The 23197-nt window shown below is 68.1% G+C and carries 18 protein-coding genes and 1 pseudogene; 7 read left to right on the top strand and 12 right to left on the bottom strand.

The window, feature by feature from the left end:
• Positions 1 to 2 precede the first annotated feature (2 nt).
• Positions 3 to 929, bottom strand: a complete 927-nt coding sequence (locus ASF32_RS10995) for a LysR family transcriptional regulator (protein WP_056427803.1) — start codon at positions 927 to 929, stop codon at positions 3 to 5.
• A 129-nt stretch (positions 930 to 1058) separates the two neighbouring features.
• On the opposite strand from ASF32_RS10995, the gene ASF32_RS10990 reads away from it, so the two are divergent.
• Both ASF32_RS10990 and ASF32_RS10985 read left to right on the top strand, forming a co-directional pair.
• Positions 1059 to 1991 carry a ring-cleaving dioxygenase gene (locus tag ASF32_RS10990; RefSeq protein WP_056427800.1) on the top strand — a complete coding sequence of 311 codons (933 nt, stop codon included), beginning with the start codon at positions 1059 to 1061 and terminating at the stop codon, positions 1989 to 1991.
• 56 nt (positions 1992 to 2047) lie between these two features.
• On the top strand, positions 2048 to 2695 hold the full coding sequence (locus tag ASF32_RS10985; RefSeq protein WP_056427796.1) for an alpha/beta hydrolase: 648 nt from the start codon (positions 2048 to 2050) through the stop codon (positions 2693 to 2695).
• Here the strand turns inward: ASF32_RS10985 and ASF32_RS10980 are convergent.
• Positions 2635 to 3882 (bottom strand): glycosyltransferase family 4 protein, encoded by a 1248-nt coding sequence (locus ASF32_RS10980; protein WP_056428584.1) that lies wholly within the window; start codon positions 3880 to 3882, stop codon positions 2635 to 2637. The two genes, ASF32_RS10985 and ASF32_RS10980, sit on opposite strands and share 61 nt — an antisense overlap.
• A 23-nt stretch (positions 3883 to 3905) precedes the next feature.
• Positions 3906 to 4721 (bottom strand): methyltransferase domain-containing protein, encoded by an 816-nt coding sequence (locus ASF32_RS10975; protein ID WP_056427794.1) that lies wholly within the window; start codon positions 4719 to 4721, stop codon positions 3906 to 3908.
• A 312-nt stretch (positions 4722 to 5033) separates the two neighbouring features.
• Here ASF32_RS10975 and ASF32_RS10970 point away from each other — a divergent pair, with 312 nt between their 5' ends.
• Entirely contained in the window at positions 5034 to 6125 is a 1092-nt protein-coding gene (locus tag ASF32_RS10970) for an adenylate/guanylate cyclase domain-containing protein (RefSeq protein WP_056427791.1), read from the top strand.
• On the top strand, positions 6122 to 6604 hold the full coding sequence (locus ASF32_RS10965) for a YaiI/YqxD family protein (protein WP_056427788.1): 483 nt from the start codon (positions 6122 to 6124) through the stop codon (positions 6602 to 6604). The genes ASF32_RS10970 and ASF32_RS10965 overlap by 4 nt, the downstream gene beginning before the upstream one ends.
• A 45-nt stretch (positions 6605 to 6649) precedes the next feature.
• On the opposite strand, the gene ASF32_RS10960 is transcribed toward ASF32_RS10965, so the two are convergent.
• A complete protein-coding gene (locus tag ASF32_RS10960) occupies positions 6650 to 7654 on the bottom strand; it encodes an HD domain-containing phosphohydrolase (RefSeq protein WP_244483624.1) in 1005 nt (334 codons plus the stop codon).
• Positions 7655 to 7833: 179 nt separating this feature from the next.
• Positions 7834 to 9165, bottom strand: coding sequence for an NAD(P)/FAD-dependent oxidoreductase (locus ASF32_RS10955; protein WP_056427783.1), 1332 nt, complete (start codon positions 9163 to 9165; stop codon positions 7834 to 7836).
• A 266-nt stretch (positions 9166 to 9431) separates the two neighbouring features.
• On the opposite strand from ASF32_RS10955, the gene ASF32_RS10950 reads away from it, so the two are divergent.
• Positions 9432 to 10148: a sulfate transporter family protein gene (locus ASF32_RS10950; protein ID WP_056427781.1), complete on the top strand. Its 717-nt coding sequence runs from the start codon at positions 9432 to 9434 to the stop codon at positions 10146 to 10148.
• Between the two features lie 399 nt (positions 10149 to 10547).
• On the opposite strand, the pseudogene ASF32_RS26460 reads toward ASF32_RS10950, so the two are convergent.
• The 7 genes and pseudogenes from ASF32_RS26460 to ASF32_RS10920 form a co-directional block, all read right to left on the bottom strand.
• Positions 10548 to 10822 (bottom strand): annotated as a pseudogene (locus ASF32_RS26460) (transposase); the annotation flags it as partial.
• 1 nt (position 10823) lies between these two features.
• Entirely contained in the window at positions 10824 to 11624 is an 801-nt protein-coding gene (locus tag ASF32_RS10945) for an amino acid ABC transporter ATP-binding protein (protein WP_056427772.1), read from the bottom strand.
• A complete protein-coding gene (locus ASF32_RS10940) occupies positions 11621 to 12262 on the bottom strand; it encodes an amino acid ABC transporter permease (protein WP_056427769.1) in 642 nt (213 codons plus the stop codon). The genes ASF32_RS10945 and ASF32_RS10940 overlap by 4 nt, the downstream gene beginning before the upstream one ends.
• A gap of 10 nt (positions 12263 to 12272) precedes the next feature.
• Positions 12273 to 12935 (bottom strand): amino acid ABC transporter permease, encoded by a 663-nt coding sequence (locus ASF32_RS10935; protein ID WP_056427766.1) that lies wholly within the window; start codon positions 12933 to 12935, stop codon positions 12273 to 12275.
• 105 nt (positions 12936 to 13040) lie between these two features.
• Positions 13041 to 13835, bottom strand: a complete 795-nt coding sequence (locus ASF32_RS10930; protein WP_056427763.1) for a transporter substrate-binding domain-containing protein — start codon at positions 13833 to 13835, stop codon at positions 13041 to 13043.
• A gap of 161 nt (positions 13836 to 13996) precedes the next feature.
• Positions 13997 to 15271 carry a hydantoinase/carbamoylase family amidase gene (locus ASF32_RS10925; protein ID WP_056427760.1) on the bottom strand — a complete coding sequence of 425 codons (1275 nt, stop codon included), beginning with the start codon at positions 15269 to 15271 and terminating at the stop codon, positions 13997 to 13999.
• Positions 15268 to 15948, bottom strand: coding sequence for a phosphoribosyltransferase family protein (locus tag ASF32_RS10920; protein WP_056427757.1), 681 nt, complete (start codon positions 15946 to 15948; stop codon positions 15268 to 15270). Before ASF32_RS10920 ends, ASF32_RS10925 begins: the two co-directional genes overlap by 4 nt.
• Positions 15949 to 16077: 129 nt before the next feature.
• Here ASF32_RS10920 and ASF32_RS10915 point away from each other — a divergent pair, with 129 nt between their 5' ends.
• Both ASF32_RS10915 and ASF32_RS10910 read left to right on the top strand, forming a co-directional pair.
• Positions 16078 to 17067, top strand: a complete 990-nt coding sequence (locus ASF32_RS10915) for a LysR substrate-binding domain-containing protein (RefSeq protein WP_056427754.1) — start codon at positions 16078 to 16080, stop codon at positions 17065 to 17067.
• Between the two features lie 447 nt (positions 17068 to 17514).
• Positions 17515 to 23197: FG-GAP-like repeat-containing protein (locus tag ASF32_RS10910; protein ID WP_056427751.1), on the top strand; the 5683-nt coding region annotated here is incomplete at its 3' end.

The following is a 23197-nucleotide window of genomic DNA, read 5'->3' as shown; positions in this document are numbered from 1 at the left end:
TCTCAGGGCTGTGCGGCGGCGCCGTTCGACCAGGGTGCTGCCGCGAACCGGCTTGTCAGGAAGGCGATGAGCGCAAGCACGCGGGCCGGGCGCGGGTCTCCCGGCGGCGTGACCAGATGCAGGGCGATGGGCGGAAGCTCCCATCCATGCAGCACCCGTTCGAGTCGCCCGGCCCGAAGATCCTCCCAGACCATGAAATCCGGTTGGACTGCGAGGCCGAGCCCGGCGCGAAGGGCGGGAGTCAGGGCGTCGGCATTGTTGGCCCGCAGCGGCCCGGCGGGAAGGATGACCGCCTCCTCGCCCTCGCGGCTCGTGAAGATCCAGCGGTCCGGGCTCGGCAGATAGGCGTAGCCGAGGCAGGCGTGGCGGGCGAGATCGCGCGGATGCTCCGGCCTGCCATGCCGGTCGAGATAATCCGGCGACGCAACGAGGGCGCGGTTCACAAGGCAGAGGCGCCGCGCCCGCAGGGAGGAATCCGCCAGCGCGGCGATGCGCAGGCCGATATCGAAGCCCCCGCCCACGAGATCCACGAGGGCATCGCTGAAATGGAGGTCCACCGAGACCTCCGGATACTGACTCAGGAAATCCGGAAGGATCGGGGCCACGTGGAGGATCCCGAACGACATGGGGGCGGCCAGCCTCACCATGCCGCGCGGAACCGATGACGAGGCCGTGGCCTGGGCTTCCGCCGCTTCGCCCTCCGCGAGGATGCGCGCGGCGCCGTCCCGCGCCGCATGGCCCATCTCCGTCAGGGCGATCTTGCGCGAGGTCCGGTGGAACAGGCGGCCGCCGATCCGGGCTTCCAGGCGGGTGACCGCCTTGGAGACCGTGGCCTTCGACAGCCCGAGTTCATCCGCCGCCCGCCCGAAGGACCCTCTCTCGGCGACCTTCGCGAAGATCGCCCAGGCTTCGAAATCCGGCAGTTTCATATGCGCATTTCCAGAAACGATAGGTTTCCATCGTTTCTGTTTTCATGCGGCATGCCAAGCCCCAGATTGTCGTCATCACAAAGCGGCGCGGTGGCCATCCACCGGCCAGCGCGTCCGGGAGACACGATCATGTCCGATAACGGCCTGCACCACGTCACCGCCTATGCCGGCGACATCCAGCGCAACCTCGATTTCTATCGCCGCGTTCTTGGCCTGCGCCTGGTGAAGAAGACCGTCAATTTCGACGATCCCTCGACCTATCACCTCTATTACGGCGACGATGCCGGCCGCCCCGGCACGATCCTGACGTTCTTTCCCGTCGCCCATGCCGCGCGGGGACGGGTCGGGATCGGCGAGACGCAGGAGACCGCCTTCCGCGTTCCCCGCGCCTCCATCGGCTGGTGGACCCACCGGCTGATCGAGAAGGGCGTCGACCACGACGCGCTGGTCCAGCTCTTCGGCGAGCCGGTCCTTCGCCTGCGCGATCCCGACGGGATGGTGCTGGCCCTGGTCGGGGTCGACGAGGCCACCGAGGGGGCGCCTTCCTGGACCGGTGCCGAGGTTCCGGCCGAGCACGCCATCCGAGGCTTCCACGGCGTCACCCTGCTCCTCAACGAGGCGGAGCCGACGGCGCGGATCCTCACCGGGGTGTTCGGCTTCGCCGAGGCCGGGCGCGACGGGGCGATGACCCGCTACGCCAATGGCAACGGCGTCGGTGGGTTCGTCACCCTCCGGGCAGTGGGCGAGTTCCTGCGCGGCCGGCCCGGTGCCGGCTCGGTACATCACATCGCCTTCCGGGCGAAGGACGATGCCGAGCAGGCCGCCATGGTGGCCGATCTCACCGGCACCCATGGCCTGCAGGTGACCGAGCAGCGGGACCGCGCCTATTTCCGCTCAGTTTACTTCCGCGAGCCCGGCGGCGTGCTGTTCGAGATCGCCACCGACATCCCGGGCTTTGCCGTCGACGAGCCGGCCGAGACGCTGGGCGAGGCGCTCAAGCTCCCCGCCTTCCTCGAAGCGCACCGCGCGCGGATCGAGGAGGTTCTCCCCGTCATCGCCTGACACGGCCGCCCCTCCGCGAGGAGGGGCGGTTCCCACGCACTTTTCGCGAGGCCGTCATGACCAAGCTGTCCTTCACTCACCGTTTCGAGCCCGCGACCGTGGCCGGCTCGCCTCCGCTCCTGCTGCTCCACGGCACCGGCGGCGACGAGAGCGACCTGCTGCCCCTGGGTCGCGCCGTCTCGCCGGGCTCCGCCCTGCTGTCGCCGCGCGGAGCCGTCCTGGAGAACGGCATGCCGCGCTTCTTCCGCCGACTCGCCGAGGGTGTCTTCGACGAGGCCGACCTCCGGCGTCGTGCGCGGGAGCTCGCGGATTTCATCGCGGAGGCCCGTGAGGCCTACGGAATCGCCGCTCCGGTGGCGCTTGGCTTCTCCAACGGCGCCAACATCGCCGCCGCCCTTCTCCTGCTTCATCCGGGCGTGCTGGCAGGAGCGGCGCTGCTCCGGCCGATGATGCCGCTGGCGGAGCCGCCCGTTCCCGACCTGACCGGCACGCCCGTGCTGATGCTGTCGGGCATGGCCGATCCGATCGTGCCGGCCGAGAACGCCGCGCGTCTCGCCGGAATCCTCGGCCGGGCCGGGGCGGATGTGACGCACGACATCCAGCCGGCCGGGCACGGGCTCGGCCAGGCCGACGTCACGGCGGTTCAGGCGTGGATGGCCCGGATGGTCGAGGGAGAGCGCGCGGAAGCGAGGCTGCTTCGGTAGACCGCCTCGATCCCGTCGAGATGCCGGTCGAGGGTCAGCGGATCGGCCCAGAACAGGTCGTAGGCCGCATCCGACATCCGGCGCGCCTCCGCGTCGTCGGAAAGACGCATGAGGGCGGCGGCGAGGGAATCCGGTTTGCCGGACGCGAACCAGAGACCGTTGACGCCGTCCTCCACCGCTTCCCGTCCGGCGCAGATGTCGCTGACGATCACCGGCGTCCCCGCCGCCAGGGATTCGAGCACGGTGAGGGGCTGGCCCTCGTACCAGACCGAGGGGAAGACGAGGGCGCGGGCCGCGCGCATCAGCGCCTTGACCTCGGCCGGGTTCTTCCAGCCGAGGAAGCTGGCCTCCGGATAGTCCGCCTCGAGCTGCGCCCGCTGCGGGCCGTCGCCGATGAACACGGCCGTCTGCCCGGCGAGGCGGGCGGCCTCGGCGAAGACGTTCGCGCCCTTCTCGGGCGAGACCCGCCCGACGAAGACGATATCGCCCAGCGGCCGCTCTGCCTTCCGCCCGAGGGGCTCCGCATCCACGGGGTTCGAGACCTCGAAATAGCGTGTCCGTTTCGGCAGGTAGGGGGCGAGAACGGTCTTCTGCAGCCGACTGATGGTGATGACGGTGGCCGCGCTGCCCACCAGCCCCGACCCCCGCATCAAGGCATGGCGGCCGACCCGCATCAGTTTGCGGGCATAGCTCCGGGAATCGCAATTGTAGGCGATGCAGGCGGGCGAGAGCGGGGTCCGGTGGCAGGCGGCCGAGATCGGGTAATCGTAGAAGCCGCCATTGGGGCAGGCGAGATAGTATTCGTGCATGGTGAACACCACCGGCACCCTCGTCGCCTTGAGCACCGGCCCGATGGAGGGCGACAGGGCCTTGGCCCAGCCATGGACGTGGACGACGCTGTCTTCCGGATCGTAACCGGAGAGGAGCGCTTGGAGGCGGAGAGCCGCTGGCCGGTTCCAGAGCCATTGCACGCCGAAACTGGCGAGCGAAGTCGTGAGCGCCACGTCGGTCTGGCCAAGCACGATCACCTCGATCCCGGCGGCCGCCAGACGCGGATCGGCCGGGCCGACGGCTGCGAAGAACACGACGCGGTGGCCGCGCCTCGCGAGGCCGAGGGCGCTCTCGATGGCGACTTTCGCCTGCCCACCGTTGATGAAGGCGTGATCGGCGACGATGATGACATTCATGACCGCATCGGACCGGGTGATGGTCATTTACGCGCGATGACGAAAGCGAAGCTCGTGAAGGTCCGCCAGTCGCGGCTCCGGGCGAGGCGGGTGAATGCGTCGTCGATCTGGCGCAGGCCGGGCAGCTTCTGGAAGTAGCTGTAGCCGTAGAACGGCAGCACGACGATCTCGCGAAAGCCGATCTCCTTCAGGAGCGGCACGATCACCGCCTCGCTGCCCCGGCAGTAATTGTAATGCGCCGGGAATTTCGGGTTGCCGCCATCGTCCCTGCGGTCCGGGAACAGGGTGTGGAGCACGGCGCGCGACAGGGCCTCCGGCATGAGCTGGTTGGCGACGAAGGGCGGGGCGAACAGGGTGGGAAAGAAGCTGAGCGCTGCGCCGCCCGGGGTTAGAAGGCCATGGATGTTGCGCCACATCTGCGCCACGTCCGGCACATGCTCCATCACCATCGAGCAATAGGCGAAGTCGAACCGGTTTCGGCCGATGGTGTCGAGGGTGGAAGGCGAGGCGATGTCGCAGCAGAGTTTCGAGAATTCGGGAGGAGCGAGATCGAGCTCCTTCTGCGAGATGTCGTTGATCGTCACCTTGATCCCGTGACGCAGCAGTTCGGGCGGCTGGAAGACCGGGTCGCGCCCGCCGCCGATCTCGAAATGGTCGCGAAGGTCGTACTCGTTTGTGAGGGCGACGATCGTGTTCTTGTAGTTCTCCCAGCTCCAGTTCCAGTCGGGCGAATAGCCGAGGTCGTGCGCGATGGCGCGAATGTCGCGCGGGGCCACCAGCGTGCGTGTCGCCGACGCCTTGGGGGTGGTCGGATCCGGGTTCGCACTCGTCATGCTCATCGCGATGCGCGCCTTCTGAAGCGGTCGAGCCGCGTTGCAGCAGTGAGGGCTGCCTGTCTGACAACGAGCCTAAAGCGTACCCGGTTACGGAGATCTCACGGTCTTCCGGGCGGTCAATGAATTTCGAAGGCAGCCTTAACGGCCCATGGCCTTAATCGCGCCATCATGGACCGTTGTTCAGGGTGGGCCGGTCGTCTCGGCGCGGTAACTCACCCGCGTCTTCCGACGATGGCCTTCCGAAGGATGCCACGCCTTGCTTCTCCCCGCGCGACGCCATCGTCTTCGTGACGAGCCAGACCGGGGTGACGCCTGATGCTACCGCCGCACCGCTGGTTCTGGATGCTCATTCTCGTCGCCTGCAGCGGCGCCGGGCTCCTCTACGACCTTCTGTTCGCCAACGGCGCCTCGCCGCTGGCCGGGGTGATCTATGGCCTCGCGGTGGGGGCGACCACCCTCGCCTTCGACCGTGGCCTGATCTTCGGCGGCCTTCAGGCGCGCCTGCGCCAGTTGCCGGCGAAGATCTACGTGCTCACGGCCGAGCTCGCCTATGTCCTGATGATCGCCAGCGGCATCGCGCTCGGGGGCCTCGTCGTCTGGGCCCTGGGCCTGACCGGGGACGCGCTCAAGGACGCCGTCAAGATCACGCCTCGGGTCCTCGCCTACTCGCTGGCGGTGTCGGCGATGCTCGTCTTCGTCATCCGCATGCGCGATCTCATCGGCGGCGAGGTGTTCGTGAACTTTCTCGTCGGCCGCTATCACAAGCCGGTGCGCGAGGACCGCATCTTCCTCTTCCTCGACGTCGTCGGCTCCACCGCCTTCGCCGAGACCCATGGCGACCTGAAGGCCCAGGCCTATCTCGGCGCGGTCTTCGCCGCCCTCGCCGAGCCCGTGCGCCGCAACCACGGCTCCACCGACGATTACATCGGCGACATGGCCATGATCACCTGGCCGATGGAGCGGGGCCTCAAGGACGGGCGCTGCGTCGCCTGCGTGTTCGACGTCCTCGACAGGATCGAGGCCGAGGCGTCGATCTGGCAGGCCCGATTCGGCGTCGTACCCCGTTTGCGGGCGGCGCTGCATGGCGGATCCATCGTCACGGCCGAAGTCGGGGTCGACCGGCACAAGATCGCGTATTTCGGCGACACGGTGAACGTGACTTCGCGGATCGAGGCCCTGTGCCGGCCCCTGGGCACCGAGATCCTGATTTCGGACGATCTCCTCGCCCGCCTTCCGCGCCTGCCCGAGGGCATCCACGCCCGCTCGCTCGGCGCCCACGCCCTGCGTGGCCGGGGCCAGCCCCTGGCCGTCTCGACTCTGGAGCGGGTGGTTCCGGCGCTCGAGGAGACCGAGGGCGGACGGAGCGTGGCCGCGCCCTTGTCCGCGCCCTTGGCGGCGTCCGCGTGAGCGAGCCGGCCGCCGACCGTTCGATCGTCGTCTACATCGACGCCGATGCCTGCCCGGTGAAGGACGAGACCTACCGGGTCGCCGGCCGCTACGGCCTGCATGTCTACGTGGTGGCGAACAGCTTCATCACCCTGCCGCGGGAACCCTGGATCGAGCGCGTCGTCGTGAGCGATCGTTTCGACGCCGCCGACGATTGGATCGCGGAGCGCGCCCGGCCGGGGGCCGTCGTCGTCACCTCGGACGTGCCTCTGGCGAGCCGATGCGTGAAGGCGGGTGCCGAGGTGCTCGCGCCGACCGGGAAGCCCTTCAGCGAGAGCGGGATCGGCCTCGCCCTCGCCACCCGCAACCTGATGCAGGACCTGCGCGAGGCGGGCACGGTCACGGGCGGTCCGCGACCGTTCTCGGCCCGGGACCGCTCCGCCTATCTCGGCGCGCTGGATCGGACCGTGATGCGGCTCAAGCGGGGCGGCTTCGGCTGAGGTTCGCCCTGTCCCGAGCCGCGTCCGGGATTCGTTTCGGCTTCGTCACGAGCCGTTCCCCATGGCCTCGCCGAAGGACTGGACCAGCCTATCCTCCAGCCGACCCTTCATGTCCGAGAGGATCGCCATGGCGACGGCGTTCGGCATGGCCGGCTTGTAGGCGCGTTTCTCGGTCAGCGCCGAGTAGATGTCGCAGATCGTCATCAGCCGCACGGTATCGCCGATGGAATCCCCGCTGAGGCGGTCGGGATAGCCCGAACCGTCGAGCATCTCGTGATGATGCCGCACGGCGCCGAGGGTGAGGGCATCGCAGCCGGCCGCTTTCAGCTTCTCGTAGCCGATGACCGGGTGCGTGCGCATGACCGTCATCTCTCCCTCGTCGAGCCGGCCCGGCTTGTTGAGGATCGCCAGCGGAATCCGGGCTTTCCCCAGATCGTGGAGCAAAGCGGCGCGGACGAAGTGATTGCGGTCGCTGGCCGAGAAGCCGAGGTGAAGCGAAAACTTGGCGGCAACGCCTGCCACCAGCAGGCAATGCTGGTAGGTGGCGTCATCATGCGTCCAGACCCGGTCGAGCCAACGGGTCAATCCGCCGTCGCGAACCGCTTCGATGATCGGTTCGAGGCTGGCATCGACCTGTGCCAGAGCGACCGGGCCGTTCGACCGGGCGCCATCGAACAGGCGGGTCAGGACTTCGGTGGCCCGTGCCACGCCGCGCTCGATGCTCCGCACCGGCCTGTCCGCACGGTCTTGGATCACCTGCGTCATCATCGTGCGGGCGACCATGGCGGGGGGCGTGTGCGCCGAGAGGCAGCACGTCGCGCCGAGGTTCTTGGCGTCGCGTAGGCCGTTCTCGCTCGTGTTGCGCAAGAGGCAGATGATGGGAACGTCCGCGCCGTTGAGCTTCGCGAAGGCCCGGCGCATGGCGGTCACGGCGTCGCGCCGAGCGAGGGTCACATCGGATATCGCACCAATCGTCTCACGCGTGATGTCGAAGGCCGCATCGAACCGGACGACCTTGCAATCCGCTACGAGGCTCAGTTCGCCGCGCAAGATTTCGCTGCTGTCCGGCCGGTCTGTGATTAATAGGACTGTCCCATCCAGCATTCGCACTAAGCCCGAGATCCGGCGATACCCGCGGGTTCGTGATAATTTGCAAACATGGAAAGAAGCTTAATCCAGTCATGATGCATAATGATAAAAGTACAAAGTGACATTCGACAGGGCGTGACCTACTGAGCGTGCAACTTGAGATGTGTCGAAATGGAGGTTGCAGCTTCATTCGCCGCTCTCATACCTTCTTCATAGGCTCCACCGGCGGTTCCCCATTGCAGACGGGACAGCGCCTCACCGGCGAACCAGATCTTGTTGCCCAGCGATGCCTGAAGTTGCGTCCGTGCCGGAGCATGTCCGGGCGGGACCACGGCCCATGAACCGAGCGACCAGGGGTCGTGGCGCCATTCGCTGATGGCCGGAATGGAAAGATCATGCTGGGCGCGATGGCCGACATGGTCCGCCAGGACAGCGCGCACGAGGCGCCGGACGGAATCCGGGTTCCGGCCCCGGGCATCCAGGGCCTGGGTCATCGGCGTGTCGAGTTCGAACAGATGAAACGGCGTCCCATCCACACGTGTGAGCAGTCCGGGAGGCTTGTGGCGTCCGCCCGTCAAGGCGGCGAGCCGGTCGCGCCCTAGGAAGGGTGCGGACGGCCAGTGCAGCACGGCGTGTTCGTAGATCCCGCTGGAGAACCCGTCGATGGCCGCGCGAGTCTTGGGCGGCAGGGACGGGGTGAAGAGCGGTGCTGCGCGCAGCACCATCATCGGGATCGTCACGATCACCGCCGCGGCCCGCCGCACCGATCCGTCCGCCACCTCCACGGTGACACCGGTTCCCGACCAGTCGATGCGCACGACCGGCGTGTTCAGGGCGATGGGAAGCCCCTGCGCCAGACGGGCGAGATAGCCGCCGAAGCCGCCGGCGATGAAGTAATTGTCGCCGTATTCCATGCTGGGGAAGTCGTGGAGGGAGATCTCCGTGAGGGGGCGCCCGGAGACGAGGCCGTGGACGAGGGCGATGCGTTCCGCCCAAGGGCCCAGACCGGGCGGGAGGGCACTGGACGCCGGGCGGTCGGGGCCTTCGAGGCCGGCCTGGCTGGTCAGGGCGCGATCGGCTACCGAGAAGGCACGGGCATGGGCCGCGACTTCCGCCCGGCGTCCTTTCCGGCCCGATACGAGCAGGTGTCCCTCCTGCGCGGCGACCCGCAGGGGCTCGCCACGCGCCTTGCCCAGGCGAACCAGCGGATTGATCGGTCCGGCATGGAGCCAATGCCCGCCCAGATCCACCGGGTGGCCGCGCAGCATCGTGGTGATCAGCCGACCGCCGATCCGATCGCGCGCCTCCAGCACCGCCACCGAGATGCCCCGCTCCGTAAGGGTCCGCGCCGCGGCGATGCCGGCGGCGCCCGCGCCGACCACGATCACATCCGCGTGGTCGGGCAGCGGTGCCAGGCGCGGCGCGATGCTCTGCCGCAAATGGCTATGGGCGGGACGGGGTGTGGGGACCATGCGGAGGGTTGTTTCCGGGAAATGTCCGTGATCGGCGAAGCGGGGGAGAGTGCGTGGTGATTCTCTACCAGCCGTTACGGTGGGAGAACATTGCACGGACTCGTGTGAGGCTCGTCCTTCATGTCGCATCGTTGGAGAGGCCATGCCGCACCGCGAAAGACCGGCCGGGGTTGCGCCGCAGCGCGGGCGACGCCAGAACCCGGCGCTGACGGCCGGGCCTGTCCGGGCACCCGTCTTCCCTCGTGCGGAACAAGGATTCGGCCGCCATGCTCATTCAGGCTGCCTACGCTGCCCTCAGGCAGGTGCTTTCGCCGCCTCTGCGCGCCATCCTGTGGAAGTCGCTCGCCCTGACGATCGGGCTTCTCATCCTGATCTGGGCCGGCCTCACCAAGGCGATCGACTGGTTCCTGGCGAACCATCATCTCTCGGCAAGTTATCCGTTCCTGGATACCCTGGCGGTCTTCTTCGCCGGCGCCGGCCTGTTCATCGGCCTCGCCTATGTCATGCCGGCGGTCTCGATCCTGGTCGCGGGCTACTTCCTCGACGATGCGGCGGCCATCGTGGAGCGCACCGATTTTCCGGGTGACGCCCCGGGCACGGCACTGCCGATCGGCTCGGCGATGCTCTACGCCTTGCGCTTCGCGGGGCTCGCCCTGCTGGTCAACCTCGTGGCGCTGATCCTGTTCTTCGTGCCGGGCGTGAACCTCGTGGCGTTCTTCCTCGCCAACACCTACCTGCTCGGACGCGAGTATTTCGAACTCGCCGCCGGGCGCTTCCGGCCCATGGCGGAAGCGGGGGAGATGCGCCGGCATTTCGGCATGACCACCATGACAGCCGGCGCCATGCTGGCGGGGCTGATGGTGGTGCCCGTCCTCAACCTGCTGACGCCGCTCTTCGGCATCGCCCTCATGGTGCATGTCCATAAGGGATTGAGCCGGAAGGCTGCCTTGACCGGACCGGATCCGCGCAAGCGGCTCGGATAATGCCCCGTTCAGGGCAGGTCGTCGCCAAAATCCGAGGTCGAGATCGGAGTTGTAGGGCCTGCCCTTGGCCGAAGGCTCTCGGCTACTCAATGTTCCGACCTGCCTCGTCGACCACACAGATGGCGGTCTCTTCAAGGGGGATGTAAAATCCGGGAAGGGTGCGTCATGGGTGATCCGTCCTGATGTTGTGGCGATGCAACCACGCCCACGATCCCACATCTCGATAGGAGCAGCCGCCTTCAGCGGACCCGCGGCCGGACCCCAATCACCGCGTCTGTCTAAGTATTGGCTTCGGGCCTCGGGATTGGCATGGAAATTTTGACGGTCATGTCACTTGCTTTGGGTTCACTTCCCGGCCTTCGCCAGCTTGAGGAAGTTGCCGATGGTGCAGATCATCGCTCATGCGTCCCAGATCTTGTCGAGGCCTCGGAGTAGGAACCGGCGCGAGCCTCGGGTCTGCTTGATCTGCCCAAACACGCGCTCGACTACCTGCTTGCTGCGGCCGCCCGCCGCTTAAACCGTGCTGTCATCGCACGCATCGGGGACGTCTTCGTCAGCTTCCGGCGACCGGCCCCATCCGTCTCGCCGTGACACCCCCGCCCCGGAGCCAGATGGGCTGTGATCCGCGGCTCCTGCAGCCCGACGAGGTTCGCCTCCTTGGCATCGCCAGCATCCTCAATCGTGCAGCGACGACAGGAACTGACGCAGCTCGGGCGTCTTCGGAGCGCCGAACACCTCCGCGGGCGGGCCGATCTCGTGGACCAGCCCTTGATGCATGAAGATCACCCGGTCGGCGACCTTGCGGGCGAAGTTCATCTCGTGGGTGACCATCAGGAGGGTCATGCCCTCCTCGGCCAGCGATTCCACCACCCGAAGGACCTCGCCGACGAGTTCAGGGTCCAGCGCGCTGGTGATCTCGTCGCAGAGCATGATCGCCGGGTCCATGGCCAGCGCCCGGGCGATGGCCACGCGCTGCTGCTGGCCTCCGGAGAGTTTGTCCGGCATTGCGTCGAACTTCTCCGCCAGACCCACGCGGGCGAGGAGCTGGCGGGCGCGGGCCTCGTTCTCGGGGCCCCCGCGCTTCTTCACGAGGTGCGGCGCCAGCATGACGTTGCGCCCCACCGAGAGGTGCGGGAACAGGTTGAAGTTCTGGAAGATCATGCCGACGCCCTGGCGAAGCTCACGCATGGCCTTGGCGTTGTCGTAGAGCAGGTGCTTTCCGTCGACGATCAGCGAGCCGTGCTGGAACACCTCCAGGCCGTTGATGCAGCGCAGGAGCGTGCTCTTGCCGGAGCCGCTCTTGCCGATGATCGCCAGCACCTCGCCGCGCGCCACGTCGAGGTCGATGCCGCGCAGGACCTCGTGGGTGCCGTAGGATTTGCGCAATGCCGTGATCCGCAGGATCGGGGCGCCGACCCGGGTGTGGGGCGTACCGGCGAGGCCGCCCGTCGGCAGCGGCTCGGGAACGGCATTCATGCGAGTTTCCTTTCGAGGACACGGGCATAGAGGCTGATGGGGAAGCACAGGGCGAAGTACATCGCCGCCACGCAGGCATAGGTCAGCATCGGCTCGTAAGTGACGTTGGCGATCATGCCGCCGGCCTTCGTGAGTTCCACGAAGCCGATCACCGAGGCGAGCGCCGTGCCCTTCACCACCTGGACCAGGAAGCCCACCGTGGGCGCTACCGCGATCCGCAAGGCCTGGGGCAGGATGATGTGGCGGAACTGCTGGCCGAAGCTCAGCGCCAGACTGGCGGAGGCTTCCCACTGCCCGCGCGGGATCGCGGCGACGCAGCCGCGCCAGATCTCGGTCAGGTAGGCGGAGGCGTAGAGGGTCAGCGCCACGCAGGCCGCGAGCCAGGCGGAGGTGTTCACCCCCACCATCGCAAGGCCGAAATACAGAAGGAACAGCTGCATCAGCAGGGGCGTGCCCTGGAAGAGCTGCACAAAGGCGCCCACGCCGCGCTCAAGGACGCGTCGTCCCGAGAGCCGCAGGAGCAGGAGGCCAAGGCCGACGATCGTGCCCCCGAGGAAGGCGATCAGGGAGAGCGCCACGGTCCAGCGCGCGGCGAGGAGCAGGTTACGGACGATGTCCCAGAGGGTGAATTCCGGCATGGCGACCTCCCTAACGGCCGAACAGGAAGCGCGGCCCGGCCCAGTTGAGCAGGTTGCGTACGAGGATCGCGAGGGCGAGGTAGATCAGGGTGCCGACGATGTAGGCTTCGAAGGCCCGGAAGTTCCGGCTCTGAATCAGGTTGGTGGCGTAGCTCAGTTCCTCCGTCGAGATCTGGCCGCAGACGGCCGATCCCAGCATGACGATGACGATCTGGCTCACCAGGGCAGGCCAGACCTTCTTGAGGGCCGGGGGCAGCACTACCCGGGTGAAGACCTGCGCCCGGGTCAAAGCGAGGCTCTCTGCGGCCTCGATCTGCCCGCGCGGCGTCGCCTCGATGCCGGAGCGCAGGATCTCGGTGGCGTAGGCCCCGAGGTTGATGGTCATGGCGAGGATCGAGGCCAGGGCTGGCGACAGCCGGATGCCGAGTTCCGGCAGGCCGAAGAAGATGAAGAACAGCTGTACGATGAAGGGCGTGTTGCGGATCAGCTCGACATAGGCGCCGGCGAGCCAGCGCAGCGGACGCGGCCCGCTGGCCCGCGCCCAGGCGCAGAGAATGCCGATCATTCCCCCCAGCAGGGTGGCGACCGCCGTCAGGCCGATGGTCCAGGCCGCCCCCCGCACGAGCAGGGGCCACTGGGCGAGAATGCTCGCGAAGTCGAGTTGCAGCGGCATGGACGGTCGGGGACCCTGGCAGGCGGCGTGAGCGAGAGCCGGCCCAGCGGGACGGCCCTCGGCGGACGGGCGAGTTTCAGAGCGGCAGGTTCTCTAGGGCGGGTTCTACAGGGGGAGGTCGCCGGTCCCGCGCTTCAGCCATTTCTGCGAGAGGGCTTCGAGGGTGCCGTCCGCCTTGGCGGCCAGGACGATCTCGTTGACCTTCTTCAAGAGGGCGTCCTCGCCCTTGGCGATGCCGACGAAGCAGGGGCTGTCACGTAGCAGCAGCTTGTACTCGATGCCGAGATTAGGGCTCTTGCGGCTGAGCACGCCGATATTCGAGACGCTGGTGGCGATGACCTGGGTCTGCCCGGCCGCGAAGGCGGCGGTGGTGGCGGCCTGATCCTCGAAGCGCTGGATCTGGGTGGAGGCGGGGGCGACCTTGCCCAGCATCTCGTCCTCCATGGCGCCGCGCGTCACCGCCACGGACTTGCCCGCGAGGTCGTCGAAGCTCTTGATGGGAAGGGATTTCAGCGCGAACACGCCCTGGTAGAAGGGCGCATAGGCGGCGCTGAAATCGATGATCTTCACCCGCTCCTCGTTCTTGCCGAGCGTCGAGACGATGAGGTCGATCTTCTTCGTCTGGAGGTAGGGGATGCGGTTGGCGCTCACCACCGGCACCAGTTCCACCGTGGCGCCGAGCTTGGCCCCGATGAGGTTGGCGACATCGATGTCGAGGCCGATCGGCTTCAGGTCGAGGCCGACGAAGCCGTAGGGCGGGTAATCGGCCGGCACGCCGATCTTCACGACCTTGGACTTCTCGATCTGCCCGAGCGCCTCCTGGGCCTGAACGCTCCCCATCGACAGCAGGGCGGAACTCAGGCCGAGGGCGAGGAGGAGGCTGCGTTTGGTCAGGGACATCGGCAAATCAAACTCTCTTGGGGAAACGAGCTTTCTTGCAGAGACCGCCGCTGCGAAGACCGCCGCGGGGCATCGGCGATTGCGGGGGCCTCTGCATTCGCGAGGCCTGTGCAATTCTTGTGCACTTGGCAGCGCGGTCGGGGGACAGGGCGTGACGACCGTCAAGCCGCGAGCCCGGACACGTCCTTCGCCGCCGCCCCGGTCAGCGCCGTGAGGAGCAGGTCGACGCCGTCGAGGAGGTCGGCGGTGTCCATGGCCTCGTGCGGGTTGTGCGATCCGTTGGCGTTGCGCACGAACACCATCGCGGCGGGCACGCCGGATCCGGCGAAGACTGCGGCGTCGTGACCCGCCCCGCTCGGGACGCGCTCCACCGGCGCGCCCCGCGCCGCGCCGGCCGCCTCCAGCCGTGCGATCCAGCCCGCATCCATGGCGGCCGGGGCCGACGTGAGGGCCGCGTCGAAGTCGAAGCTGACGCCCCGGCTCGCGGCGATGCCCCGGCAGGCCTCCTGGAACAGCTGGTCGAACCGCGCCAGCGTGTCCGAATCCTGGCTTCGGATCTCGAAGCTGAACGTGACTTCGCCGGGTATGACCGAGACGGCGTGCGATTGTACGGATGTCGTGCAGATGCCCGCCGTCATCACGAGGTCGACGCCCATCTGGAGCAGCACGCGCCAATGCTCGTCCATGCTCGACAGGAGTTCGGCCACCGCGAGGAGCGCGTCCTTGCGCAGCCAGCGCGGCACCGCCCCGGAATGCCCGGCCTCGCCGACGCAGCGAATGCGGTGGCGGCGGATGTTGCCGCGAATGCCCGTGACCACCGCCGAGGGCCAGCCCCGCGCGATCATCACCGGCCCCTGCTCGATATGGAGTTCGAGATAGGCGGCGATCTCGTGCGGCCGCAGCAATGCTTCGCCCCGCGAGACCGCATCGACATCGACGCCGCTGCGGGCCATGGCCTCGCCGAGGGTGCCTCGGCCGGCGCGATGGGGCAGGGCCAGGGCCGAGGCGGGCAGCCGGCCGAGGAGGGCCAGCGAGCCCGTATAGGCCTTGCCGTACCAGGCGCTCTCCTCCCCGCGCAGGGCCAGGACTCGCAGGGGCGGCGCCAGTCCGGCCCGGCCGCGCAGGCGGTCGAGCACCAGCAGGCCGGCGACGACCCCGGCGAGACCGTCGAAATTGCCGCCCTGCGGCACCGAATCGAGGTGCGAGCCGATCACGACCGGGGGCTCCGAGCGCGCATCCTCGGGCAGTCGCAGCCAGAGGTTCTGGAAGCGATCGCGCTCCGCCGCGAGGCCGAGTTCGGCGGCGAAGCCCTCGATGGCCCGCATCGCCGCCTCTTCGCCCGGGCCGTAGGCCTCGCGGGTGACGCCGAGCCCGTCGCGCGAGAGATCCGCCACCGCGTCGAGGATGCGGTTCGCCAGGTGTAGGGGCCGGCTCACGCGCCGACTCCGCCATGGGCGAGGGACCACGCGACCGGGTCCACCGTGAAGGCGTCGAGCATCGCTCCGGCCTCCGGACTGAGCTCCCCGGCCTCCCGCAGGGCGGCGAGGAGGTCGCGCCACGTCGTGAGGGCGTGGAGGGCCAGGGCATGCTCGGCCCAGCGCGCGGCGGAATCGGGATAGATCCCGTAATCGACCACGACGAGGACGTCGGCGATCGCGGTTCCGGCCTCGCGCAGAGTCCGGGCCGCCGCGATCTTGGAGCGGCCGTCCGTGGTGACATCGTCGACGAGGAGAAGGCGGGCCTCGTGGGGCAGGCGTCCTTCCAGGCGGGCTTCCTGGCCCCAGCCCATCGGCTTCTTGCGCAGGTAGAGAAGCGGCAGGCGCAGGCGCTCGGCGATCCAGGCCGCGAAGGCGATGCCGGAACTCTCTGCCCCAATGATCGCGTTGACGCCGCTCTCGGCGACAGTCCCGGCGAGGCGCGCGGCCGCGTGATCCATCGCCAGAGTCCGCAGGGCCACATCCGACATCAGCAGGCGGGTGTCGACATAGACCGGGCTCGCCCAGCTGGAGGTGTAGATGAAGGGCTGGCCGGTGGTGAGGCGCACGGCACCGACCTGCACCTGCGCCTGGGCCACCCGCGCGGAGGACGCGGCCGGCTGGAAGGTTGAGGACATCGCGACGTTTTCCGGGAGTGTCGGGGGAAGCGAGGCCGCAACCTAGGCAGGGGCTCGGGGCCCGAGAAGTTCAATCTCCGGCGTCGAGGCATCGCATTCCGCGACGGCTCGGCCGACCGTCGGCCCGCGATGGCGCCGGTTTTGCCTGCCGACACGGCGAACTTCGTCAAGCCGGAAAGCCCCTTCGTGCCGTCGCCGCGCCACTTCCTTCGCCAGCTCGATCTCGGGACGCTGGAGCTGTTCGTGCTGATCTGCGAGACCGGCAGCATCGCGCGGGCGGCCGAGCGCGGGCAGATCGCGGCCTCCGCCCTGAGCCGCCGCGTCGCCGAACTCGAAGCGGTGATCGGCCATCCGCTGCTGGCCCGCCATGCCCGCGGCGTCCGGCCGACCTTCCTCGGCGATCAGCTGCGCCAGCACGCCCTGACGATCCTGCTGAACGTAGAGCAGTTGCGCAGCGACCTCTCCGAATTCGCCGGCGGGGTGCGTGGGCGCGTCCGCCTCAGCGCCAGCGCCTCGGCGGTGGAGCAGTTCCTGCCCGGCGACATGGCCCGCTTCGCGCGGACGCATCCCGACATCCGTATCGACCTGCGCCAGCGCAGCAGCCGCAGCGTGGCGCAGGACGTGATCGAGGGCGAGGCCGATCTCGGCATCTGCGGCGCCTGCGAGCCCGGCCTTCCCTTGTCGGCGCGGCCCTACCGCACCGAGCGCCTCGTCCTGGTGATGCCGCAAGGGCATGCGCTGGGTGTCCGCAGCCACGTGGCCTACGCCGAATCCCTGGATTTCGAGCAGGTCGGCATGCGCGGCAGCAGCACGGTGCAGATCCACCTCAACCGGGTCGCCCGCGAGGCCCGGCGCGCACTGCGTCAGCGGGTCGAGGTCGACAGCCTCTCGGCCATGTGCCGGATGATCGAGTGCGGCATGGGCATCGGCGTGATGGCCGAAGGTGCCTTCCAGGCCCTGGGCGAGCGCCACCTGCACGCGGCCGAGCTCACCGATGCCTGGGCGGTGAGCTCCCTCAACCTCTATGCCGTCGATTTCGCAGCCCTGTCGGGGCCGGCAATGCGGTTCGTCGAGGGGCTTCTCGCGCCGGAAGCCGTCGCCGATACCAAGCTTCAGTGAGCCATGATCCATGAGTCAGGCTCGCTGAGGCCCTGCGGACGAAAGCCCCTGCGCGGCCGCGTGGGTAAATCTCGATAATTCAAGCTAACGGAATGGGTGTTATTGTAAATCAGCTCGCTCTTGCTTCCGAGTTTTGCTCGTTACGACTGCATGCTGCGATATGATTTACAATATGATGGCTATAATTTGTAATCTGTAAAACATTAATTAACATTTGGCTGATAAGGGCGCCTTTTATAAGTACAGATACGATAATTAGTGCGTATATCAGTTTTTTGACTAGAACAGTCCAATAATTCGCAGTAGGGAGGGGCGCCCCAGAAGGCATGGTGCCGACGACCCCATGCCCCCCCAGGGCCTCGCATTGCATTGGCTCCCGATGTGGAGCCTTCCACGAACCTGAACGAAGGGCGGCCTCGCGATGCGGCGGAGCCGTGGGGATGAGTCATGACGCTGCCGAACTCGACGACCGACGTGACCGACCTGAACAAGGCGACTGGCATCGTCACGACGGSGAGCCGTGCCGGCACGTTGAAGACGGGCGACACCGTCACCTTCACGCTGGAAACGGAAACGACCGTCACTGTCACGGGCGCGCCGCGGCTGACCCTGAGCAACGGCGCAACCGCCACCTATGCCGGCCTCGACGGGCAAGGGCGCGCGACCTTCACCTATACGATCGCGGCCGGGGAGGACGACGCGAGCCTCACCGTCACCGGCCTCGATCTCGACGGCGGATCGCTGGACAGGCCCGGCCAACTCGGCTTCGTGGCGGCACAGAATGTAGCGGTCGGCTCTGACCCTATGAGTGTGGCGGTCGCCGACGTGAACGAGGATGGCAAGCTCGACATCCTCACCGCGAATATCGGCAGCAGCACGGTTTCGGTGCGGCTGGGCGACGGGGCCGGCGGCTTCAGCGGCGCGACCAACGTAGCCGTCGGCTTCGCACCTATCGGCATGACGGTCGCCGACGTGAACGGAGATGGCAAGCTCGACATCCTTACCGCGAATATGGCCGAGAATAGCGTCTCGGTGCGACTGGGCGACGGGGCCGGCGGGTTCAGCGGCACGACCGACGTAGCCGTCGGCTCCGAGCCTATGAGCGTGACTGTCGCCGACGTGGACGGCGACGGCGATCTCGACATCCTCACCGCGAACAGCGGCAACAGAACGGTTTCGGTGCGGCTGGGTGACGGGGACGGTGGCTTCAGCGGCACGACCGAAATAGCCGTCGGCGCCGACCCCTTCAGCGTGACGGTTGCCGACGTGAACGGCGACGGCAAGCTCGACATCCTCACCGCGAACGGCGGCAACGGTACCGTCTCGGTGCGTCTGGGCGACGGGGCTGGCGGCTTCAGCGGCACGACCAACGTAGCCGTCGGCTCCGACCCCTTCAGCGTGACGGTCGCCGACGTGGACGGCGACGGCGATCTCGACATCCTCACCGCGAACAACGCCAGCGGCACCGTCTCGGTGCGTCTGGGCGACGGGGTCGGCGGCTTCAGCGGCACGACCGACATAGCCGTCGGCGCCACCCCATTCAGCGTGACGGTCGCCGACGTGAGCGGCGACGGCCATCTCGACATCCTCACCGCGAACGGCGACAGCGGCACCGTCTCGGTGCGGTTGGGCGACGGGGCCGGCGGCTTCAGCGGCACGACCGACATAACCGTCGGCGGCCAGCCTCGCAGCGCGACGGTGGCCGACGTGAACGGCGACGGCCGGCTCGACATCCTCACCGCGAACACCGGCGGCAGCAACTCAGCCTCCGTGCTGCTCAACACCTCGATCACCGCGCTGTCCTTCGACCCGGCCAGCGTCTCCAGCGCAACCACGGGCGCCGATACCGACCTGGCCATAGACACCACCGCCCCGGACCTGACCGGCACGCAGACCGTGCTCGCCGACGGCACGGAGGACGTCGCCTACACGGTGACCGAGGCGCAGTTGCTCGAAGGCTGGGCCGATGCGGGCACCGCGATGCTGACCGTGTCGGGCCTGACCTCGTCCAGCGGCACGGTCACGGCGAACCCGGACGGCTCCTTCACCATCACGCCGGTAGCGAACGCCACGGGTCCGGTGACGCTGACCTACGGCGTCAGCGACGGCACCAACGCCCCGGCCCCCGCGACCCGCAGCTTCTCGCTCACGGCGGTGACCGACGCGCCGCTGCTCACCGGCAGCCAAGCGACGCTCCTGGCCGGCACGGAAGACACCGCCTTCACCGTGACGGCGGACGACCTGCTGCAGGGCTTCAGCGATGCCGACGGCACGACGCCCGTCCTCTCCGACCTCAGTGTCGATCACGGCACCATCGTGAGCGACGGGGCGGACGGCTACACCGTCACCCCGGCCGCCGACTACAGCGGCCCGATCGTCATCAGCTACAACGTCGGAGACGGCACAACCTCGATCCCCGCCACCCTGAGCACCACCCTCGCGGCCGTGAACGACGCGCCGTCGTTCACCGGCGTCGGGACGGGCACGGTTCTCACCCCGGTCGGCGCCGGCGAGTCGCAAGACATCGGCCGAAGCGTCACGGTGCAGGCGGACGGCAAGATCGTCGTCGCTGGCTATGGCACCGGCAACGGGACCGGCACCGACATTGCGGTGGTGCGCTACAACACGGACGGCAGCCTCGACACCAGCTTTGGCACGGGCGGCAAGATCCTGACCCCGGTCGGCACCGGCACGTCGAGCGACGCCGGCTACAGCGTCACAGTGCAGGCTGACGGCAAGATCGTCGTCGCGGGCTATGGCGACGGCAGCGGTGGCACCGACTTCGCGGTGGTGCGCTACAACGCGGACGGCAGCCTCGACACCACCTTCGGCGCGGGCGGCAAGATCCTGACCCCGGTCGGCACCGGCACGTCGTTTGACTTTGGCCAGAGCGTCACGCTCCAGGCTGACGGCAAGATCGTCGTCGCGGGCCAAGCTGTCGGCAGCGGTACCGGCCCCGACTTCGCGGTGGTGCGCTACAACGCGGACGGCAGCCTCGACACCACCTTCGGCACGGGCGGCAAGATCGTCACCCCGGTCGGCAACGGCACGGCGACCGACGCCGGCCACAGCGTCACGGTCCAGGCGGACGGTAAGATCGTCGTCGCGGGCTACAGTCCCAGCGGGACCGGCGAAGACTTCGCGGTGGTGCGCTACAATGCCAATGGCAGCCTCGACACCGGCTTCGGCACGGGCGGCAAGATCGTCACTCCGGTCGGCACCGGGACGTCGTCAGACATCGGCTACAGCGTCAAAGTTCAGGCGGACGGAAAGATCGTCGTGGCGGGCTACAGTTCCGGCGGCGGGATTGACTACGACTTTGCGGTGGTGCGCTACAACGCCAATGGCACCCTCGACACCGGCTTCGGCACGGGCGGCAAGATCGTCACTCCGGTCGGCACTGGGACGTCGACCGACCTTGCCTACAGCATCACGGTCCAGGCGGATGGCAGGATCGTCGTCGCGGGCACCGGCATTGATAGCGGCAGCGGGACCGGCAACGACATCGCGGTTGTGCGCTACAACGCCAATGGCACCCTCGACACCGGCTTCGGCACGGGCGGCAAGATACTCACCCCGGTCGGCCCCGGCAGTTCGGGCGACAGCGGCTTTAGCGTCACGGTCCAGGCGGACGGCAAGATCGTCGTCACGGGCTATGGCCAGGGTAGCGGCACCGGCTACGACGTCGCGGTGGTGCGCTACAACGCGGATGGCAGCCTCGACACCACGTTCGGCCTGCAAAGCACGCTCGGCGGCACGGCGGCGTTCACCGAGAACGGCAGCAGCGTTCGCCTCGACAGCGACGTCAACCTCTCCGATACCGAACTCGACGCGCTGCAGGACGGTCTGGGCGATTATGCCGGCGCCACGCTGACGCTGGCCCGTCAGGGCGGGGCGGACGCGAGCGACACGTTCGGCTTCGATGCCTCGGCCTTCACGGTCTCGGGCAACGACCTGCTCGACACGAACGGGACGGTCTTCGCCACCTTCACCGACACGGAGGGCACGCTCACCGTCACCTTCACCGGCACGGAGGTGGCCACCTCGGATCTCGCCGAGGCGGTGGCGCGCGCCGTCACCTATGCCAACACCTCCGAGGCGCCCGCCTCTTCGGTCACGCTCGCCTGGACCTTCTCGGACGGCAATACCGGCGCCCAGGGCCCCAATGGGGTCGCCACCACCACCACCACCGGCACCACCACCGGCACCACCACCGTCACGATCACAGCGGTGAACGACGCGCCGCTGCTCACCGACAGCCCGGCCTTCCTCGCGGGCGGCAGGGAAGACACCGCCTTCACGGTGACGGCGGCCGACCTGCTGCAGGGCTTCGCCGATCCCGAGGGCACCACCCTCGTCCTGTCCAACCTCAGCGTCGATCACGGAACCATCGTGAGCGACGGGGCGGGCGGCTACACCGTCACCCCGGCCGCGAACTACAGCGGCCAGATCACGATCAGCTACAGCGTCGGCGATGGTGTGGCCAGCACGCCCGCGACCCTGAGCACGGTGATCGCGCCGATGAACGACGCACCGTCGTTCAGCGGCGTCGGGACCGGCGTGGTTCTCACCCCGGTCGGCGCCGGCACGTCGAACGACTTCGGTAACAGCGTCACGCTCCAGGCGGACGGCAAGATCGTCGTCGCCGGCTATGGCGCCGGCAGCGAGACCGGCCGCGACTTCGCGGTGGTGCGCTACAACACGGACGGCAGCCTCGACACCACCTTCGGCACGGGCGGCAAGATCCTCACGCCGATCGGCACCGGCACGTTGGCCGACATTGCCTACAGCGTCACGGTGCAGGCGGACGGCAAGATCGTCGTCGCGGGCCAAGGAGGGGGCAGCGGTAGCACCCCCGACTTCGCGGTGGTGCGCTACAATGCGGACGGTAGCCTCGACACCACCTTCGGCACGGGCGGTAAGATCCTCACCCCGACCAGCGCCGGCTCGCTGAACGATTACGGTAACAGCGTCACGGTGCAGGCGGACGGCAAGATCGTCGTCGCGGGCCAAGGAGAGACCAGCGGGGCCGGTGACGACGTCGTGGTGGTGCGCTACAACGTGGACGGTACCCTCGACACCGGCTTCGGCACGGGCGGCAAGATCGTCACCCCGGTCGGCACCGGCACGTCGGGCGACGTCGGCAACAGCGTCAAGGTTCAAGCGGACGGCAAGATCGTCGTCGCCGGCTATGGCACCGGCAGCGGGACCGGAATCGACTTCGCGGTGGTGCGCTACAACGCGGACGGCACCCTCGACACCACCTTCGGCACGGGCGGGACCGGCAAGATCCTCACCCCGGTCGGCACCGGCACGTCGGGCGACACCGGCACCAGCGTCATGATCCAGGCGGACGGCAAGATCGTCGTCGCCGGCTATGGCACCGGCAGTGGGACCGGAATCGACGTCGCGGTGGTGCGCTACAACGCCAACGGCAGCCTCGACACCACCTTCGGCACAGGAGGAAAGATCCTCACCCCGGTCGGCGCCGGCACGTCGGCCGACCTTGCCTACAGCGTCACGGTTCAGGCGGACGGCAAGATCGTCGTCGCGGGCTTAGGCACCGGCAACGGGACTGGTAACGACGTCGCGGTGGTGCGCTACAACGCCAATGGAAGCCTCGACACGACTTTCGGCCCGAACGGGACCGGCACGATCCTCACCCCGGTCGTTCCCGGCTCGGATGCTGGTAAAAGCGTCATCGTCCAAGCGGACGGGAAGATCGTCCTCGCGGGCTATGGCGAGGGTAATGGCACCGCATACGACTTCGCGGTGGTGCGCTACAACGCGGATGGCAGTCTCGACACCACGTTCAACGCCCCGAGCTCGCTCGGCGGCACGGTGGCGTTCTTCGAGAACGGCGCCGCCGTCATCCTCGACAGCGACGTCACCCTCTCCGATACCGAACTCGACGCGCTGCAAAGCGGCGTCGGCGACTATGCCGGCGCCACGCTGACCCTTGCCCGCCAGGGCGGGGCGAATGCGCAGGACACGTTCGGCTTCGGCGCCTCGACCTTCACGGTCTCGGGCAACGACCTGCTCGACACGAACGGGGCGACCTTCGCCACCTTCACCGACACGGCCGGCACCCTCACCGTCACCTTCACCGGCACGAACGTGGCCACCTCGG

Origin of the sequence: Methylobacterium sp. Leaf91, assembly GCF_001422815.1 — a bacterium.
In the GTDB taxonomy this organism is placed as follows: domain Bacteria; phylum Pseudomonadota; class Alphaproteobacteria; order Rhizobiales; family Beijerinckiaceae; genus Methylobacterium.
The sequence above is the reverse complement of the archived record's forward strand: the minus strand, read 5'-3'. Positions and strand labels throughout refer to the sequence as shown.

Coding starts and splice junctions, on each gene's coding strand:
- ASF32_RS10995 (WP_056427803.1), bottom strand. CDS start 929: ATGAAACTGCCGGATTTCGAAGCCTGGGCGATCTTCGCGAAGGTCGCC.
- ASF32_RS10990 (WP_056427800.1), top strand. CDS start 1,059: ATGTCCGATAACGGCCTGCACCACGTCACCGCCTATGCCGGCGACATC.
- ASF32_RS10985 (WP_056427796.1), top strand. CDS start 2,048: ATGACCAAGCTGTCCTTCACTCACCGTTTCGAGCCCGCGACCGTGGCC.
- ASF32_RS10980 (WP_056428584.1), bottom strand. CDS start 3,882: ATGAATGTCATCATCGTCGCCGATCACGCCTTCATCAACGGTGGGCAG.
- ASF32_RS10975 (WP_056427794.1), bottom strand. CDS start 4,721: ATGAGCATGACGAGTGCGAACCCGGATCCGACCACCCCCAAGGCGTCG.
- ASF32_RS10970 (WP_056427791.1), top strand. CDS start 5,034: ATGCTACCGCCGCACCGCTGGTTCTGGATGCTCATTCTCGTCGCCTGC.
- ASF32_RS10955 (WP_056427783.1), bottom strand. CDS start 9,165: ATGGTCCCCACACCCCGTCCCGCCCATAGCCATTTGCGGCAGAGCATC.
- ASF32_RS10950 (WP_056427781.1), top strand. CDS start 9,432: ATGCTCATTCAGGCTGCCTACGCTGCCCTCAGGCAGGTGCTTTCGCCG.
- ASF32_RS10945 (WP_056427772.1), bottom strand. CDS start 11,624: ATGAATGCCGTTCCCGAGCCGCTGCCGACGGGCGGCCTCGCCGGTACG.
- ASF32_RS10940 (WP_056427769.1), bottom strand. CDS start 12,262: ATGCCGGAATTCACCCTCTGGGACATCGTCCGTAACCTGCTCCTCGCC.
- ASF32_RS10935 (WP_056427766.1), bottom strand. CDS start 12,935: ATGCCGCTGCAACTCGACTTCGCGAGCATTCTCGCCCAGTGGCCCCTG.
- ASF32_RS10930 (WP_056427763.1), bottom strand. CDS start 13,835: ATGTCCCTGACCAAACGCAGCCTCCTCCTCGCCCTCGGCCTGAGTTCC.
- ASF32_RS10920 (WP_056427757.1), bottom strand. CDS start 15,948: ATGTCCTCAACCTTCCAGCCGGCCGCGTCCTCCGCGCGGGTGGCCCAG.
- ASF32_RS10915 (WP_056427754.1), top strand. CDS start 16,078: ATGGCGCCGGTTTTGCCTGCCGACACGGCGAACTTCGTCAAGCCGGAA.